General features: G+C 73.8%; 14 protein-coding genes. 7 read left to right on the top strand and 7 right to left on the bottom strand.

The features are described 5' to 3' along the window. Positions 1-82: 82 nt before the first annotated feature. The 3 genes from NZH93_RS27715 to NZH93_RS27705 form a co-directional block, all read right to left on the bottom strand. Complete coding sequence (locus NZH93_RS27715; protein WP_259626146.1) at positions 83-1,930, bottom strand: glycoside hydrolase family 5 protein; 1,848 nt, start codon at positions 1,928-1,930, stop codon at positions 83-85. Between the two features lie 63 nt (positions 1,931-1,993). Further along, positions 1,994-2,182, bottom strand: coding sequence for a hypothetical protein (locus tag NZH93_RS27710; RefSeq protein WP_259626145.1), 189 nt, complete (start codon positions 2,180-2,182; stop codon positions 1,994-1,996). 108 nt (positions 2,183-2,290) lie between these two features. Next, positions 2,291-5,317 (bottom strand): ATP-binding protein, encoded by a 3,027-nt coding sequence (locus NZH93_RS27705; protein ID WP_308214246.1) that lies wholly within the window; start codon positions 5,315-5,317, stop codon positions 2,291-2,293. Between the two features lie 104 nt (positions 5,318-5,421). On the opposite strand from NZH93_RS27705, the gene NZH93_RS27700 reads away from it, so the two are divergent. After that, positions 5,422-6,300 carry an alpha/beta fold hydrolase gene (locus NZH93_RS27700; protein WP_259626144.1) on the top strand — a complete coding sequence of 293 codons (879 nt, stop codon included), beginning with the start codon at positions 5,422-5,424 and terminating at the stop codon, positions 6,298-6,300. 3 nt (positions 6,301-6,303) lie between these two features. Here NZH93_RS27700 and NZH93_RS27695 read toward each other — a convergent pair whose 3' ends face one another. Both NZH93_RS27695 and NZH93_RS27690 read right to left on the bottom strand, forming a co-directional pair. After that, complete coding sequence (locus NZH93_RS27695) at positions 6,304-6,798, bottom strand: hemerythrin domain-containing protein (RefSeq protein ID WP_259626143.1); 495 nt, start codon at positions 6,796-6,798, stop codon at positions 6,304-6,306. Beyond that, entirely contained in the window at positions 6,795-7,280 is a 486-nt protein-coding gene (locus NZH93_RS27690; RefSeq protein ID WP_259626142.1) for a MarR family transcriptional regulator, read from the bottom strand. The genes NZH93_RS27695 and NZH93_RS27690 overlap by 4 nt, the downstream gene beginning before the upstream one ends. Before the next feature lie 63 nt (positions 7,281-7,343). Here NZH93_RS27690 and NZH93_RS27685 point away from each other — a divergent pair, with 63 nt between their 5' ends. Further along, complete coding sequence (locus tag NZH93_RS27685) at positions 7,344-7,970, top strand: NAD(P)-dependent oxidoreductase (RefSeq protein WP_259626141.1); 627 nt, start codon at positions 7,344-7,346, stop codon at positions 7,968-7,970. Here the strand turns inward: NZH93_RS27685 and NZH93_RS27680 are convergent. Together NZH93_RS27680 and NZH93_RS27675 are read right to left on the bottom strand one after the other, a co-directional pair. Continuing rightward, positions 7,964-8,896, bottom strand: a complete 933-nt coding sequence (locus tag NZH93_RS27680; protein ID WP_259626140.1) for a winged helix-turn-helix transcriptional regulator — start codon at positions 8,894-8,896, stop codon at positions 7,964-7,966. The two genes, NZH93_RS27685 and NZH93_RS27680, sit on opposite strands and share 7 nt — an antisense overlap. Beyond that, positions 8,868-10,373 carry a carotenoid oxygenase family protein gene (locus tag NZH93_RS27675; protein ID WP_259626139.1) on the bottom strand — a complete coding sequence of 502 codons (1,506 nt, stop codon included), beginning with the start codon at positions 10,371-10,373 and terminating at the stop codon, positions 8,868-8,870. The genes NZH93_RS27680 and NZH93_RS27675 overlap by 29 nt, the downstream gene beginning before the upstream one ends. Positions 10,374-10,496: 123 nt before the next feature. Here NZH93_RS27675 and NZH93_RS27670 point away from each other — a divergent pair, with 123 nt between their 5' ends. The 5 genes from NZH93_RS27670 to NZH93_RS27650 all read left to right on the top strand — a co-directional run bounded on the left by NZH93_RS27670 (position 10,497) and on the right by NZH93_RS27650 (position 14,706). Then, positions 10,497-11,081: a helix-turn-helix domain-containing protein gene (locus tag NZH93_RS27670; RefSeq protein ID WP_259626138.1), complete on the top strand. Its 585-nt coding sequence runs from the start codon at positions 10,497-10,499 to the stop codon at positions 11,079-11,081. Between the two features lie 61 nt (positions 11,082-11,142). Further along, positions 11,143-12,282 (top strand): NAD(P)/FAD-dependent oxidoreductase, encoded by a 1,140-nt coding sequence (locus NZH93_RS27665; RefSeq protein WP_259626137.1) that lies wholly within the window; start codon positions 11,143-11,145, stop codon positions 12,280-12,282. Next, positions 12,279-12,536 (top strand): (2Fe-2S)-binding protein, encoded by a 258-nt coding sequence (locus NZH93_RS27660; protein WP_259626136.1) that lies wholly within the window; start codon positions 12,279-12,281, stop codon positions 12,534-12,536. The genes NZH93_RS27665 and NZH93_RS27660 overlap by 4 nt, the downstream gene beginning before the upstream one ends. Further along, complete coding sequence (locus NZH93_RS27655) at positions 12,533-13,801, top strand: FAD/NAD(P)-dependent oxidoreductase (RefSeq protein ID WP_259626135.1); 1,269 nt, start codon at positions 12,533-12,535, stop codon at positions 13,799-13,801. Before NZH93_RS27660 ends, NZH93_RS27655 begins: the two co-directional genes overlap by 4 nt. Further along, complete coding sequence (locus NZH93_RS27650) at positions 13,798-14,706, top strand: dihydrodipicolinate synthase family protein (protein ID WP_259626134.1); 909 nt, start codon at positions 13,798-13,800, stop codon at positions 14,704-14,706. The genes NZH93_RS27655 and NZH93_RS27650 overlap by 4 nt, the downstream gene beginning before the upstream one ends. The last annotated feature ends 1 nt before the right edge of the window (position 14,707 follow it).

Here is a 14,707-nt window from a genome sequence, read left to right as displayed (position 1 = left end):
TTTGTCACGGCATGTTTCCCGCCTTGACAAAGCGACCGTGAAGATCGAGACAATTAGCGATCGGGGTGACTATCCAACCCACCTACCGCCGACACAGCAACGCGTCCGGCGTACGCCCAGACCCGATCCTCCCCGTATAAGCCACCCCAGCCACGTACTCCTCAACCGCACACTGCCCCTTGTACGCCCCCACCGCGAACTCCCCACCACCAGCGGCAGGCCGGTTATCCCCCCGATCGAACCAAACAGTCCTCCCAGCCTTCCCCAACGCCCCAGCGGCCCGAGCGCACAACCCGGCCGAGAACGCCGCCCCCTTCACGCTGTACCCCACCAGGTAGTGATCCGCGGGACACTGCACCTTCGTGTACCCGGAAGCCCAGTCCACATCCACAAAGGACTCATCCCGCACCACCACGAACGACGAAGGCACCCCCCAGGCCCCCGTGCACAACCCCCGGTTCCCGGTGTGCGCCAACCCGATCACCCGCTGCCCATCCGGGCACACGCCCTTCCGCGCCCCGGAGTTCCAGTCACCCAACCCCCGAGCCGCCCGCGACTGCTGGAAGTCCCCGTGGTTCAGGTTCACCATCGACCAGGGCGACACCGGAGCCACCTGCCCGGTCTTCCCGCCCGCCCCCACCAACCGCGACCACGCGGATGCCCTCCAGTCATCCCCGTCGTACACCCCCATCCGGTTCCCGGCGGCGTCCCAGTGCAACAGCGCCCACCCGTTCCCGGTCCGCCCGCTGTGGAACCCCACCATCGGCCAGTACGCGAAATCGGCGTCCGCCGCCACCAGCAGGTCGACGAAGTTCGAGAACCAGGCCCGTGACACGGGATCCGTGTTCTCCCGCCCCCCGACCCCGAACTCGCTGATCCACACCGGCGCGGTGAAGTGCGCCCCGGTCTCCTCCGACACGTAAAAGGCCTGCCGCCGCACCACGTCCCGGAGTTCCGCGACGGAGAGGTCCTGGTACCGGGGGTCGTGCGTCTCCCCGATCCCGGTCGCCCCGGAGTGGTTGGGCCCCGTGTACCCGTAGAAGTGCGCCGAGTACACCAGCTTCCCGGAGTCGATCAGCGTGTGCGACAGCGTCCGCACCGGCTCCAGCGTCGGCCGCCCGTGCGGCAGCCCGTCGACCGGGATCCCGGTCCAGTTGATGCCCTCGACGATGATCAGCAGGTCGCGGTTGGCCTCCAGTTGGATCCGGTCGGCCACCTCCTGCGACGCCCGCTGCCAGTCCCGGTCGTCCCCGGACCCCCAGTTCGGGTCGTCCCACACGTTCCGCCGGACCTCGTTGTACAGGTCCGCGCCGACCACCCGCTGGTTCCCGGCGTACCGCCGAGCCATGAACACCCAGTCGTCCTGCCACTGCCGGGTGGTCTGCGAGGTGTTCCACCGCTCGTTCCCGTCGACCCCGCAGCACCACCGCGTGGTGTTCGTGTGGTTGTTCAGGATCACCGCGAGCCCGCGCGCGGTCAGCCGTTCGACGACGAAGTCGTACACCTGCAGCGGCGTCCTGCCCGCCAGCGCCGGGTTCGCCGCGACCGACGCGAGCGGCACCACCGCGCCGTCGTGCACCACCTGGTTCGAGAACGGCAGGCGCACGCTGTTCAGCCCCAGTTCGACGAACCCGTCGATGATGGACTCCACCGGCGCGCGGTCCAGCCCGAGCGGGATCCGGTCCGCCTTCTCCCCGGCGTGGTGGTTCGCCGGGTCGGCGACGTCGCCGGACCCGTTCCACGTCCCGCTGGCGCCGTGCCAGTTGCCCGACTTCAGCTTGAACCGGTCACCTCGGGCGTCGACCACGTACCGCCCGCGGGTGCTCAACGGCCCGACCCACCCCGGTTCCGCGGGGTCGGCGCTCGCCGACGGCACCGCCACCACACCCGCCACCACGACACCGGCCAGCAGTACGCGAACAAGCTTCATGTCTGGACGGTAGCGAGCCGAGCCGCCCACCGGCAGGGGCCGATCGGCGGATCGGTCAGGCGGTCACAGCACCGCTCCCACGTCGGGAGGCTGGTGCCACACCGAAGCGCGGTTCGGGAAGCGCCCGCGGCGGCGGGCGTTCGCGTGGGCGTCGGCGCAGGCGACGATGACGGCGCCCGCGATCACCGGCACGGCCAGTGCCCCTTGAGCCGCGTCGACGCAGAGGACGGTGGTCCAGAACAGGATTCTCATATCGGCAGATTAGGTATTTCCGCAGCGGCACGATCCCTTTTTGGGAAAGGCTTGATGATTCCCGCGACCGAACACCACATTCGTGCGGGAATCGCCGGTCCAGACCCGCTACCGCGTGCGCTCCAGCGCTTCCCGAGCAGCGCTGATCCAGTGAGGGGCCCCCGCGCGCCCGGCGACGACCAGCGCGTGCCGGTAGTGCGCGGACGCTTTCCCATTCCGTCCGAGCACCACCGCGAGATCACCGAGGTGCTGGGCGACGGGTCCGAACGCGACCAGGCCGCTGCCCGCGCCCGCGATCTCGTCCTCCGCGGGCAGCAGGTCGGCGTGGAGGCGTTCGGCCACCTCCCGGTCCCCGGCGCGGACCGCCGCTCGGGCGCGCAGGCAGGTGCGTGCTTCGAACAGCAGGTCGTGCGGTGACTCCGGGAGGTCGCGGTCCAGCGTCCACGGCCGGTACGGTCCCCAGTCGGCGTTCGCCGACCTCACCCCGAGCCCGAGCAGCGCGAACGGCAGCAGGCCGTCCTCCAGTCCCGGCATCCCCGTGCCGGTCAACCGCGAGGCGGCGGACCGGTAGGCGGCGACGGCCTCGGAGGTCCGCCCGGTCACCGCCAGCCGGAGCGCGGCGTACCAGGCCGTGAACACGCCGACGACCGGGAGTTCGTGCCGGGCCGCGAGGTCGTCGGCCGCCGCCGCGTGCCCGTCGGCCGCGGCGAGGTCGCCCACGGCGGCGCTCGACTGGATCCCGATCAGGTGCGCCAGCACCTCGAACACGACGAGTCCGTTCACACGGGCCAGTTCCAGGAGTTCCCCGCCGATCCGGCCCCGGTCGGGGGCGAGGCCCGCGCGGTGGAACGTCTGGAGGAACCGCCCGTTGAGGGCGAACGCCAGCAGGGTCGGGTCGCCCAGGCCGCGGGCGATCGCCTCGGCCTCCCGCGCCGCCAGGTCACCCCGAGGCCCGGAGTCGGCCCGCCGCTCGACGGCGATGGTGACCAGCAGCCGGGCGCGGTCGTGGAGGTGGTCGGCGGGCAGGGCGGCCAGGGTCCGCTCCGCGGTCGCCACCAGGCGGGCGGACAGGGCCTCGTCGTCGTTGGCGGTCCAGATCGCGGGCACGTCGAACGACCCGATCACGCCCGCGGTCAGCACCGGGTCGCCGAACGCCTCGGCCGCGCCCGTCGCCTCCGCGCGCAGCCGTCGCGCCTCCCGCAGGTCGCCGGTCACGGCCAGCGCCCGCACCAGACCCATGAGGGCCTCCAGCCGCCCCCGGCCGACCTCGACGCGGGCCAGGACCTCCCGCCACAGCCGGGCGGCCTCGTGCGGCGCGGACCGCTGTTCCGCCCGCTCGGCCGCGGCACGGGCGAAGGTCGCGGTGCGGTCCGCGGCGGCCCGGCTCCCAGCGTGCAGGAGGTGGTGGGCGATCGTCTCCACGTCGTCGGGCCGGGTCCGCTCCACGACGTCGGCGACGGACGCGTGCCACCGCGTCCGACGCGCGCGGGTGCTGTCCTCGTACAAGGTCTCCCGGACCAGGGCGTGGGCGAACCGGGGGTGGTCGGAGCGCTCCACCAGGAACCCGGCCCGGATGGCCGACTCGACCGAGTCCAGCACCGCGTCCTCGTCGCCGACGAGCGCGACCAGCACGTCGAGGTCCACGTCGTCACCGAGGACGGCCGCCTGCCGCAGGTGCGTCCGCGCGGTCTCGGACAGGCCCGCCAGCCGGTGCCGGATCACGTCGCGGACCCCCGCGGGCACGGCGTGCAGCCCCGGATCGCCCTCGGTCTCCCACAGCCGCATCAGCTCGCGGACGAAGAACGGGTTGCCCGCGCTCCGGGCGTGCACGAGCCGCGCGCCGTCCGGGGACATCTCGCGCTCGGTGATCGCCCGGACCATCTCGTCGACCTGCGGCCTGCTCAGACCGCCGAGGTAGACCCTGGTCGGCTCGGCGCGGGCGGCGCGGCCCAGCGCGTCGGCCAGCGCGGGCGTGATGTCGGTCGAGCGGTAGGTGCCGACGACCAGTACCGGGCCGGTGTCGGGATCGGCGACCAGCGACGTCACCACCGCGAGGGTGTCCTCGTCGGCCCAGTGCAGGTCGTCGAACACCAGCAGGACCGGTTCCGCCGCGGTGAACGCGCCGCCCTCGGGCACGCCGAGGGCGGCACGCATCCGGGTCCACGGCCCCGTGCCGCCGCGGAGTTCCGGGCACGTGCCCCACGCGGTGGTCCAGCCCCGTGCGGCCAGCCGGTCGGACAGCGTCCTGGCCAACGCCGTCTTGCCCGCGCCCGCCACACCGGACACCAGCGCGAGCCGGGGCCGGGCGGTGGTCGCGGCGGCGTCCTCCAGCGCGGCCAGCTCGGCGTGCCTGCCGACGAACGGGTGCTCGACGCGCGTCCGGGGGGCGAGGTGCGGGGCCTGCGCGAGGATGTCCGCCTCCAGCCGCCGCAGGTCCTCGCCGGGGTCGACGCCCAGGTCGGCGAGCAGCGCCTCCCGCGCCCGGCGCAGCGTCGCCAGCGCGTCACCCTGCCGTCCCGTCCGGTACAGCGCGAGCGCCAGCAGCCGTCGACCGTCCTCGTGCAGCGGGTGGGCGGCCACGTGCGCCTCCAGGTCCGGCACCGACTCGGCTGCCCGGCCCAGCGCCAGCGCGGCCTCCGCCCGGCGGGCCACGGCCAGCAGCCGCACCTCGTCCAGGCGGGTCGCCTCACCGCGGGCCCAGGCCTGGTCGGCGAACTCGGCGTAGGCAGGCCCGCGCCACAGCCCGAGCGCCTCGTCCAGCAGCCCGAGCGCCGCCTCCGGTCGGGACGCGGCGGCCGTGGCGACGGCGGCCTCGAAGCGCTGGGCGTCCACCGCGTCCGGTTCGGCCCGCAGCGCGTAGCCGGGGGGAGCGGACACCAGCAGCCGGGAGGGCGTCCTGGGTGGACGGTCGGGTTCGAGCGCCTTGCGCAGCGCGCCGACGAACGTCTGCACCGCGCCCAGCGCCCCGTCGGGGGCCTCGTCCCACAGGTCGTCGATCAGCACCGCCGCGGGCACGGCCCGACCCCTGGCCACCAGCAGCCGCGCCAGCACCGCCCGGTGCCGCGGCCCCTTGAGGTTCACCGACCCGCGCTCGTCGGAGGCCTCCAGCGGCCCCAGGACACCGAACCTCACCACCGGCACAACCTAGCGCCGGCCGAGGTGCCCCGCCGCGCTGATCCAACGCTGATCGGTCTGCCGCAGAGTCGGTCCCGACACCAACCGATCCACCGGGAGAACACATGGCACCGCAGATCACCGGGTTCACCGAGCGCCGCGTCACCGTCGCCGACGGCGTGGCGCTGAACGCCGCCGTAGGCGGGTCGGGCAGCCCCGTCGTGCTGCTGCACGGCTTCCCGCAGACCCACCTCATGTGGCGGCACGTCGCCGCCGACCTGGCCGCCGACCACACCGTCATCTGCCCCGACCTGCGCGGCTACGGGGCCAGCGACAAGCCGGTCGACGCCGACGGCCGGACCTACTCCAAGCGGACGATGGCCGCCGACGTCGTCGCGCTCGTCCGCGAGCTGGGCCACGACCGCTTCGCCCTCGCGGGCCACGACCGGGGCGCGCTGGTCGCGATCCGCGCGGGTCTCGACCACCCGGACGTGATCACCCACCTGGCGTCGCTCGACGTCCTGCCCACGCTGGACACGTGGGACGTCCTGCACGGCACCACCGCCGCCGTCGCCTTCCACCTGTACCTGATGGCCCAGCCGCCCGGCCTGCCGGAGAAGCTGATCGCGGGCGCGCCCGACGACTTCTTCGGCCACTTCCTCGACCTGTGGGCCAACGACCCCGACGCGATCCCCGCCGACGTCCGCGAGGTCTACCTCGAGGCCTGCCGCGAGGCCGTCCCGTCGATCGTCGCCGACTACCGCGCGTCGGCCACCGTCGACGTCGAGCACGACCAGGCCGACCGCGAGGCGGGAAACCACCTGCGCATGCCCGTGGCGGTCCTCCAGCAGGACTGGGGCTCGGCACTGGGCTTCGACGCCGCCGCCCGCTGGCGCGCGTGGGCGCCTGACCTGGACCACCGGACCGTGACCTGCGGGCACTTCATGGCCGAGGAGGCGCCCGGCGAGGTCGTCAAGGCGCTGCGCGACCTGCTGGCCCGGTAGGGCTCAGTCCTCGTCGACCAGCAGGAAGTCGGGCCGCTCCGCCCGCCACCCCGGCACGTCCAGGCCGTTCAGCACGGTGAGCAGCTTCTTCTCCTCGTAGGTGAAGTGCGTCTCCATGATCGCCGAGAGCCCCTCCAGCTCGGCGATCACCCGTGTCCTCGCGGCCTGGTCCGGTTCGTCTGGGAGACCGGCGAGGAGCTTGTCCAGCGCGCCCAGGATCCAGTCGATCCGGTTGTGGTCGGTCTTCAACTGGGTGATCACCGGGCGCAGTTCGGGGAACTCCTCGGCGATCTCCGGGAACGCGACCCGGTCCTCGCCGGTGTGGTGGCGGGTCAGCGCCGAGCAGAACGACAGGCAGTGGGCGCGCAGGTCGCGGGGGAGCGGGCCGTCGCCCGCGAAGTAGGCGTCGACGTCGTCGCGGAGGTCCTCCAACCGCCCGCGCAGCCAGACGTGGACCTCGATCAACTGGTGGCCGAACGCCGTGAGGCGGGGGTTCACGCGGGGTCTCCCAGATCGTCGGTCGCCTGCCTGCTGACGGCGGTGGCGCGGGTGAGGAAGTCGGCGATCAGCTCGAGCTGGGCGGCGTCGTAGTCGGCGAGGAGGTCGTCCATCTGCGCGTTGGCGCCGCGGTAGTGCTCGAACACCTCGGCGTGGCGGTCGGGCAGCACCCGGACGACGACGGCGCGGCGGTCGGCGGGGTCGCGGTCGCGGGTGATCCAGCCGCCGCGTTCGAGGCGGTCCAGGACGCCGGTCGTGGTGGCGGGGTGCAGGCCCGCGAGCCGGGAGAGCGCGGTCGGGCTCAGCGGGCCCCGCTGGGAGAGCAGGTCGAGGCAGTCGAGGTCGATGTCCTTGAGTGCGACGCGCGTGCCGACCCGGTGGTTCAGGAAGGAGAGCTGGACGCGGAGCCCGCGCAGCGAGTCCTTGATCGAGTTCGCGGTTCGCCTCCGCTGCCGCGCTTCCTCAGGTACTTTGGAACTCATATGATATCGGCCTCGTAGTATATGGGGTGCGGATCACAAGGTACCCGAGCTGGGGAGACACGGATGAAGATCACCGTTTTCGGCGCCACCGGAGGGGTCGGCGGGCACGTCGTCCGACAGGCGCTCGACGCGGGACACCAGGTCACGGCGGTGGTGCGCGACGCGGCCCGGTTCGACCTGGAACACCCGTCGCTGGCCGTGCGCACCGTCCCGGATCTGGCGGCGCTGACCGAGCTGGACCCGTGCGACGCGGTCCTGTCCGGCGTCGGCCCGCGCGGACGCAAGGAGGGGTTGGTCGCCACCACCGCCACGCGCGGCATCCTGCGCGCCATGGCGGCCGCGGGCGTGCGGCGGATCGTGGTGGTCAGCGCCGCGCCCGTCGGGCCGCCGCCCGAGGACGAGACGTTCCTGAACCGCAGGCTGCTCCTGCCGGTCGTCGGCGCCGTCCTGCGGGACGTCTACGCGGACCTGACCGCCATGGAGGAGGAACTGCGGAGCAGCGGTGTCGAGTGGACGGCGGTCCGTCCGCCCAAGCTGACCGACAAGCCGGTGACCGGGGAGTACCGGCGGGTGATCGGCGGCAGCCCGCGGGGTGGCTACTCGATCTCCCGCGCCGACACCGCCCACGCGGTGCTGGCCGCGCTCGACGACCCGGCGACGATCCGGCGGGCGGTCGGCGTGGCCTACTGACCGACGCGTTCGATCGTGCCGCCCCGCAACGGCTCCGCGCACTCCGAGCACGTGTGGCGCGGGCGGAACGGGGCACCGCACGCGGTGTGGCGGTAGCTCAGCGCCGGCCCCTCGGGGGACCGGAACCACCGCTGCGCCCACTCCATCGTGTGCACGGCGACGGGGAAGAACGCGAGCCCCTTCGCGGTGAGGCGGTACCCGCCGTTCGCGGAGGCGGTCATGACGTCCAGCTCCGCGAACGTCCGCAGCCGGTCGGCGATCACCACGGGCGGCGCGGCGAGTTGCCGCTCGAAGTCGCGGAACCGCCGCGCCCCCTGGAAGGCGGCCCCCAGCATCGCGCACGACCACCGGTTGCCGACCAGCGCCGTGGTCTGGGGGAAGAACCCCTCCAGGTGGCCCGGCGCGCTGGCCGACCGGCGCCGGGTCGTGGCCGACGGGAGCGACCGCTCCCAGGTGCCGCTCGGCCCGAACCCGCCGACGAGGTCGCGCGGTCCCACCGGGGCCGCGCACCCGCCGCACACCAGCACCGGCTCGAACAGGTGCCCGTGGTGCCGCATCCGGGGCAGCTCCTCGGCGTGCCGCTCCACGTGGGACAGCTCCCACGCCCAGATGCCCAGCAGGATCGGCCACACGCCCCGGCCCCGGCGGGTCAGCCGGTACTCGTGGCGCTCCGGCCGCTCCTGGTAGGCGACCCGCTCCAACAGGCCGAACTCGGTGAGCCGCCCCAGCCTGCCGGACAGGACGGCGTGCGAGATCGGCAGCGCGCGCATCCAGTCGCCGTACAGGCGCGTGCCCTGGAGGGCCTGCCGCAGGATCAGCAGCGTCCACTCGTCGCCGAGCAGCCCGAGCGTGACCCCGATCGCGTTCTGCCCGCCCCTCGGGAGGGCGGTGACGTCCTCAGAGACCGAGGGCGGACGCGGCGTCATCGGTCTTCCGCCAGTCCGGCAGGCTCTCCCCGGCCGCCCACGTCGCGTGCGTCCCGCTGGACACCCGCTCCGGCAGCCGCACCCGCGCGACCGGGCCGGTGGCCAGGTTCCGCGCGTCGAACACCAGGCACTCCGACAGGTTCCGGTTCATGTCGACGGTGATCGTGACGAGGTAGCCGTCGTCCTCGCCCGTCGAGCCGAGTCGCGGCGCCAGGACCGTCTCGCTGCCGAACACGCCGTCGCCGAACGAGATCCGCTCCTCCGCGCCGGTCAGCAGGTCGTGCTTGACCAGGCCGTTGAACAGGAACCACCCCGGCTCGCCGGTCGCCGCGTAGACGTACCGGTAGGACCGGCCGCCGTGCACGGGGTTGATCATGCCGAACTCGGTGACGCTGTCGGAGATCCGCTCCTCCTTGACCTGGCCCGTGACCAGGTCGAGCCGCCACCGGTGCAGCTTCGTCCCGAGCCGGTCGAGCGCTAGCCCGCGGAAGACCCGTTCGCGGTTGTCGGTCGACCCGTTGAACTTCGGCATCGGGTCCTCCTGGAAGAACCCGTCCAGGACGACCTCGTCGCCCTCCTCGTAGGCGTTCGTCCAGTGCAGCACGTACGTCGGGTCGGCCTCGAACCAGCGCACGTCGCCGCCCCGGCGCGGCACGACGCCGAGCCGCAGCGGCAGGTCGCGGTGGAAGCGCGGGACGTGCGCGCCCTGCTTGAGCAGTTCGGCGTCCCAGAACAGCGGGCAGTCGTTGAGGATCGCGTAGTTCTCGGTGAACGCCATGTCGTGCGGCAGGCGCGGTCCCGGCAGCTCGATGCCGGTGTGGTGCAGCAGCCTGTCGTCGGAGCCGACCACGCCGTAGTGCAGGTACGGGGCGTCCTTGCCGTAGCCGAAGAACAGCAGTTCGCCGGTGTGCGGATCGACCTTGGTGTGCGCGCTGACGCCCACCGACGACGGGAACTTCCCCTCCCAGTCGGACTTCCCGAGGGTGTCGAGCGTGAGCGGGTCGAGCCGGTACAGGTCGCCGCACTGGTAGAAGCTCGTCAGCGCCACCCCGGCGTGCACCACGACGTCCGTGCTCGACGCGTCCTTCATCCGGCCGCGGGCGCCCCGGCCCTCCCGCTCGGCGCTCCTCGGGTCCTCGGTGATGCCCGCCCACAGCGACCGACCGGCCTCCTGCTCGGCGACGAACCCGTCGGTGCGGACGAACCTGTTGCGGTAGAACGCCTTCCCGTCGCGGAAGCCGACCACGTGCACCATCCCGTCGCCGTCGAACGGGTGGTAGCGCTCGATCGCCGGGTGCAGGGCCGTCTCGGTGTTGCGCAGGTACACGCCGTCGAGGTCGGCCGGGATCTCGCCGACCACGTCCAGGTCGTCGGCCCGCCACTCGGTGGTCTGCCCCTGCCACGCGCCCGTGCGGTACGGGTGATCGTCGTCCGGGGGGAGGGTGCTGAGCACGCGTCCGAGAACTTCCACGTCCATGGTCGGGCTCCTGGGGTCGACTCCTCCCTTACTACAACAAGCAGAGTGACCGGTCAACGGCGTCGAGTGGTCGCGCGCGCACCATCACCCGTACGGTGCTCGCCTGCGAGGAGGAGGTCACGGGTGGTCAGGGAGCAAGCCGGTCAGGTGCTCGCGGCGAACCTGCGCGCGCTGCGCGACCACGGCGGTCTGTCGCTGTCGGAACTGGCCCGCCGGTCGGGCATCGCCAAGGGCACGCTGTCCCAGTTGGAGTCGGGGTCGGGCAATCCCACCATCGACACGGTGTTCAGTTTGTCGAACGCCCTGGGCGTGCCCGTGTCCGATCTGCTGACCGCGCCCGCCGATTCGGAGGTCGTGCTGGTGCGCGCCGCCGACCTCGACGTGCTCTCCAGCAACGCCGTCGACCTCCGGATGGTCCGCAGGCTCACCGTCGGCGACACCGTCGTCGAGGTCTACGACCAGCGCGTCCGACCGGGCCAGACCCAGTACTCGGCCGGACACCCCGGCCGCGAGCACGTGCTGGTCACGTCGGGAGTGCTCCGGGTCGGCCCGGCGCACGCGCCCTACGAGCTGGGGCCCGGCGACTACGTGTGCTTCCCGGCCCAGGGACCGCACACCTACGAGACCGTCGGCGGCCCGGTGGAGTCCGTGCTGCTGCTGGAGTACCCGGACGGCGTTCACCCAGGTCGGGACGCCCACGGGGATTGACCCCGGTCCCGCCGCGAGCCTAGGCTCGGATCGTTCACTTCAATGAACGATTGGAGTGCGAGTGCGGTACCCGGACGTGGTGGTGGTCGGCGCGGGCGTCATCGGCGCGGCGTGCGCCGAGGCGCTGAGCGCGGCCGGACTCCGGGTGACCGTGCTGGACCGCGGCCCGCTCGGCGCGGGCACGTCCGCCGCGGGAGAGGGCAACGTCCTGGTCTCCGACAAGGAACCAGGCCCCGAACTCGACCTCGCGCTCGCCTCGCTGGGCCGCTGGCCCGACCTGCTCGCCGAACTCGGCGCGGACGTGGAGTGGGACCCCAAGGGCGGTCTGGTCGTCGCCACCGGCGACACCGCGTTGACGGCCTTCGCCGAGGCCCAGCGGGCGGCGGGCGTGGACGCGCGGCCGATCACCCCGGCCGAGGCGTTCGACCTCGAACCGCACCTCACGCGCGCCGTCGTCGCGGCCGTCCACTACCCGCAGGACGCCCAGCTCCAGCCGGTGCTCGTGACGAAGGCGCTGCTCGCCGCCGTCCGCCGCAGAGGCGGCACGCTGAGGCCCGGCGTGCGGGCGCTCGGGGTGCGACTGGCGAACGGCGCGGTCGCGGCCGTCCGGACCGACGACGGCGACGTGCCGTGCGGGGCCGTGGTGATCGCCTGCGGCCCGTGGTCCGGCGAGGTGTCCACGGCGTTCGGCGCGCCGATCACCGTGCTCCCGCGCCGGGGCGTCATCCTCGTGACGGCCCCGCTGCCGCCGGGCACCGTGCGGCACAAGGTGTACGACGCCGATTACGTGGGCGCGGTCGCCAGCGGTGACGCGGACCTCCAGGTGTCCACGGTGGTCGAGTCGACGGCGGGAGGCACCGTGCTCATCGGTTCGAGCCGCGAACGGGTCGGCTTCGACGCCTCGCTGCGGGTCGAGGTGCCCCGCGCGCTCGCCCGCCGCGCGGTCGGGCTGTTCCCGGTGCTGGCCGACGTCCAGGTCCTGCGCGCCTACGGCGGGTTCCGGCCATACGCGCCCGACCACCTGCCGGTCATCGGGCCCGATCCGCGCTGTCCGGGCCTGTGGCACGCCACCGGTCACGAGGGCGCGGGCATCGGGCTGGCGGCGGCCACCGGACGCCTGCTGGCCGAACTGGTCACGGGCGTCGAGCCGCACGTGGACGCGCGACCGTTCCGAGTGGACCGACCGGGGGTGTGCGCGTGAGGATCACCGTGGACGGCGAGCCGTTCGACGTGCCGGAGGGGCGGACGATCGCCGCCGCGCTGATCGCCGCGGGCCGGGTGTCGTGGCGGACGACCCGCGCCGGTGGCAGGCCGCGCGGGGTGTTCTGCGGGATCGGCGTGTGCTTCGACTGCCTGGTCGTCGTCAACGGCGTGCCGGACGTCCGGGCGTGCCAACGGGTTCCCGCCGACGGTGACGTCGTGCGCTCGCAGCGCGGGGCGGAGCTGCCGGGATGAGGGTCGTCGTGGTCGGGGGAGGGCCCGCCGGACTCGCCGCCGCCGACGCCGCGGCGCGGGCGGGCGCCGAGGTCGTGCTGGTGGACTCCGAGAGGCAGCTCGGCGGCCAGTACCACCGGGGCACCGCCCAGCGCGCCGATCCGCGCGTGCGCCACCTGCCGGAGAGCACCGCGTGGGCGGCGGAAGGCCTGCGGCTGCACGTCCGCACCGGTCCGGCCGACAGTCCACACCGGACCGGGCGGGTGCTCGACGCCGACGCCGTGGTGCTCGCGACGGGCGCTCACGACCGGGTGGTGCCGTTCCCCGGCTGGGACCTGCCCGGCGTCTACACGGCGGGCGCGGCGCAGGCGTTGGCCAAGGGGCACGGCGTGGCGGTCGGGAGGCGGGTCGTCGTGTCCGGCACCGGCCCGTTCCTGCTGCCCGTCGCCTCGTCGCTGCTGGACGTCGGCGCGACCGTCACCGTGCTGGAGGCCAACGGGGTGACCGGCTGGGCACGGCATCCACTGGCCGTGCCGCAGAAGCTACCCGAACTCGCGCGCTACGCCCGGCTGCTGGGCCGGGTGCGCCTGCGGACCGCCGTGGTCGCCGCGCACGGGGACGACCGGGTCACGTCGGTGACCGTGGCCCGCCTCCGACCGGACTGGACGGTGTGCGACGGCGTGCGGGTGGCCGTGGACGCGGTGTGCGTCGGCCACGGCTTCACCCCGCGCCTGGACCTGGCCGTGGGCCTGGGCTGCGACCTCGTGGACGGCTTCGTGCGGGTCGACGCGGTCGGCGCCACGTCCGTTCGCGGCGTGTACGCGGCGGGGGAGATCACCGGTATCGGCGGCGCGGACCTCGCGGCGGCCGAGGGCGAGGTCGCCGGGGCGGCCGCCGCCCGCGCGCCGGACCCGCCGATCGCCGCCCTGCGGGCCATCCGGCGGGGCAGGCGGTTCGCCGCGGCCCTCGCCGCCGCCCACCCCGTGCCGACCGGCCGCCACGGCTGGCTCACCCCCGACACGCTGCTGTGCCGGTGCGAGGAGGTCACCGTGGGCGACCTGCACGCCGCCCTGGACCGGGGCGCCGCCGACGGCCGCACGCTCAAGCTCGTCAGCCGCGCCGGACTGGGCCCGTGCCAGGGCCGGACGTGCGGCCGGGAGGTCGCCGACCTGGCCGCGGCCCGGCTCGGGCACCCGCTGCCCGACGCCGACGCGTTCCACCGCAGACCGTTCGCCACGCCGTTGAGGCTCGGCGAACTCGCCCAGCACCCCGAGGAGGACCCGTGACCGAACGTCTCGACGGCGTGATCGTGGCGACCGCGCTGCCCTACGCCGAGGACCCGAGCGCGCCCGCCGGGCTGAGGCCCGACCTGGACCGCTACGCGGAGCACTGCCGGTGGGTGGTCGACAACGGCTGCCGCGGCGTCGGCCCGAACGGCTCGCTGGGGGAGTACTCGTCGCTCACCGACGCCGAACGCCGCTCGGTCGTGCGGACGGCCGTGGCCGCCGTCGGCTCGGACGCCGTGGTCGTGGTCGGCGTGCACGGGCCCGGCTCGCACCAGGCCAGGCACTGGGCCGAACTGGCGGCCGAGGACGGCGCGGACGGCGTGCTGTGCCTGCCACCCACGATGTACCGGGCGAACCCGCGCGAGGTCGTCGCCCACTTCACCGAGGTGGCCGCGGTCGGGCTGCCGGTGATGGTCTACAACAACCCCTTCGACACCAAGGTCGACCTGACCCCCGACCTGCTCGCCGAGATCGCCGCCATCGACAACGTGGAGGCGGTGAAGGAGTTCTCCGGCGACGTGCGGCGGGTGCTGGAGATCCGCGAACGCGCGCCGGGGCTGACCGTGGTCGCGGGCGCGGACGACGTGGTGCTGGAGTCGCTGCTGATGGGCGCGACCGGGTGGTTCGCCGGGTTCCCCAACGTGTTCCCGGCCGAGTCCGCCCGGCTCTACGAACTGGCGCGCGCCGGGGAGGTGGAGGAGGCGCGGGCGCTCTACGAGCCGCTGGTCGCGGCGTTCCGCTGGGACTCGCGCACGGAGTTCGTGCAGGCCATCAAGCGCGGCATGGACGCGGCCGGGCGCTTCGGGGGTCCGTGCAGGCCGCCGCGCGGACCGCTGTCGGACGCCCAGCTCGAGGTGCTCGACGCGGACCTGCGCCGGGCGTTCGACCACCTGAAGGGGGAGTGAC

The organism is Umezawaea endophytica (genome assembly GCF_025061645.1).
In the GTDB taxonomy this organism is placed as follows: domain Bacteria; phylum Actinomycetota; class Actinomycetes; order Mycobacteriales; family Pseudonocardiaceae; genus Umezawaea; species Umezawaea endophytica.
This window is presented reverse-complemented; position numbering and strand designations above follow the sequence as displayed.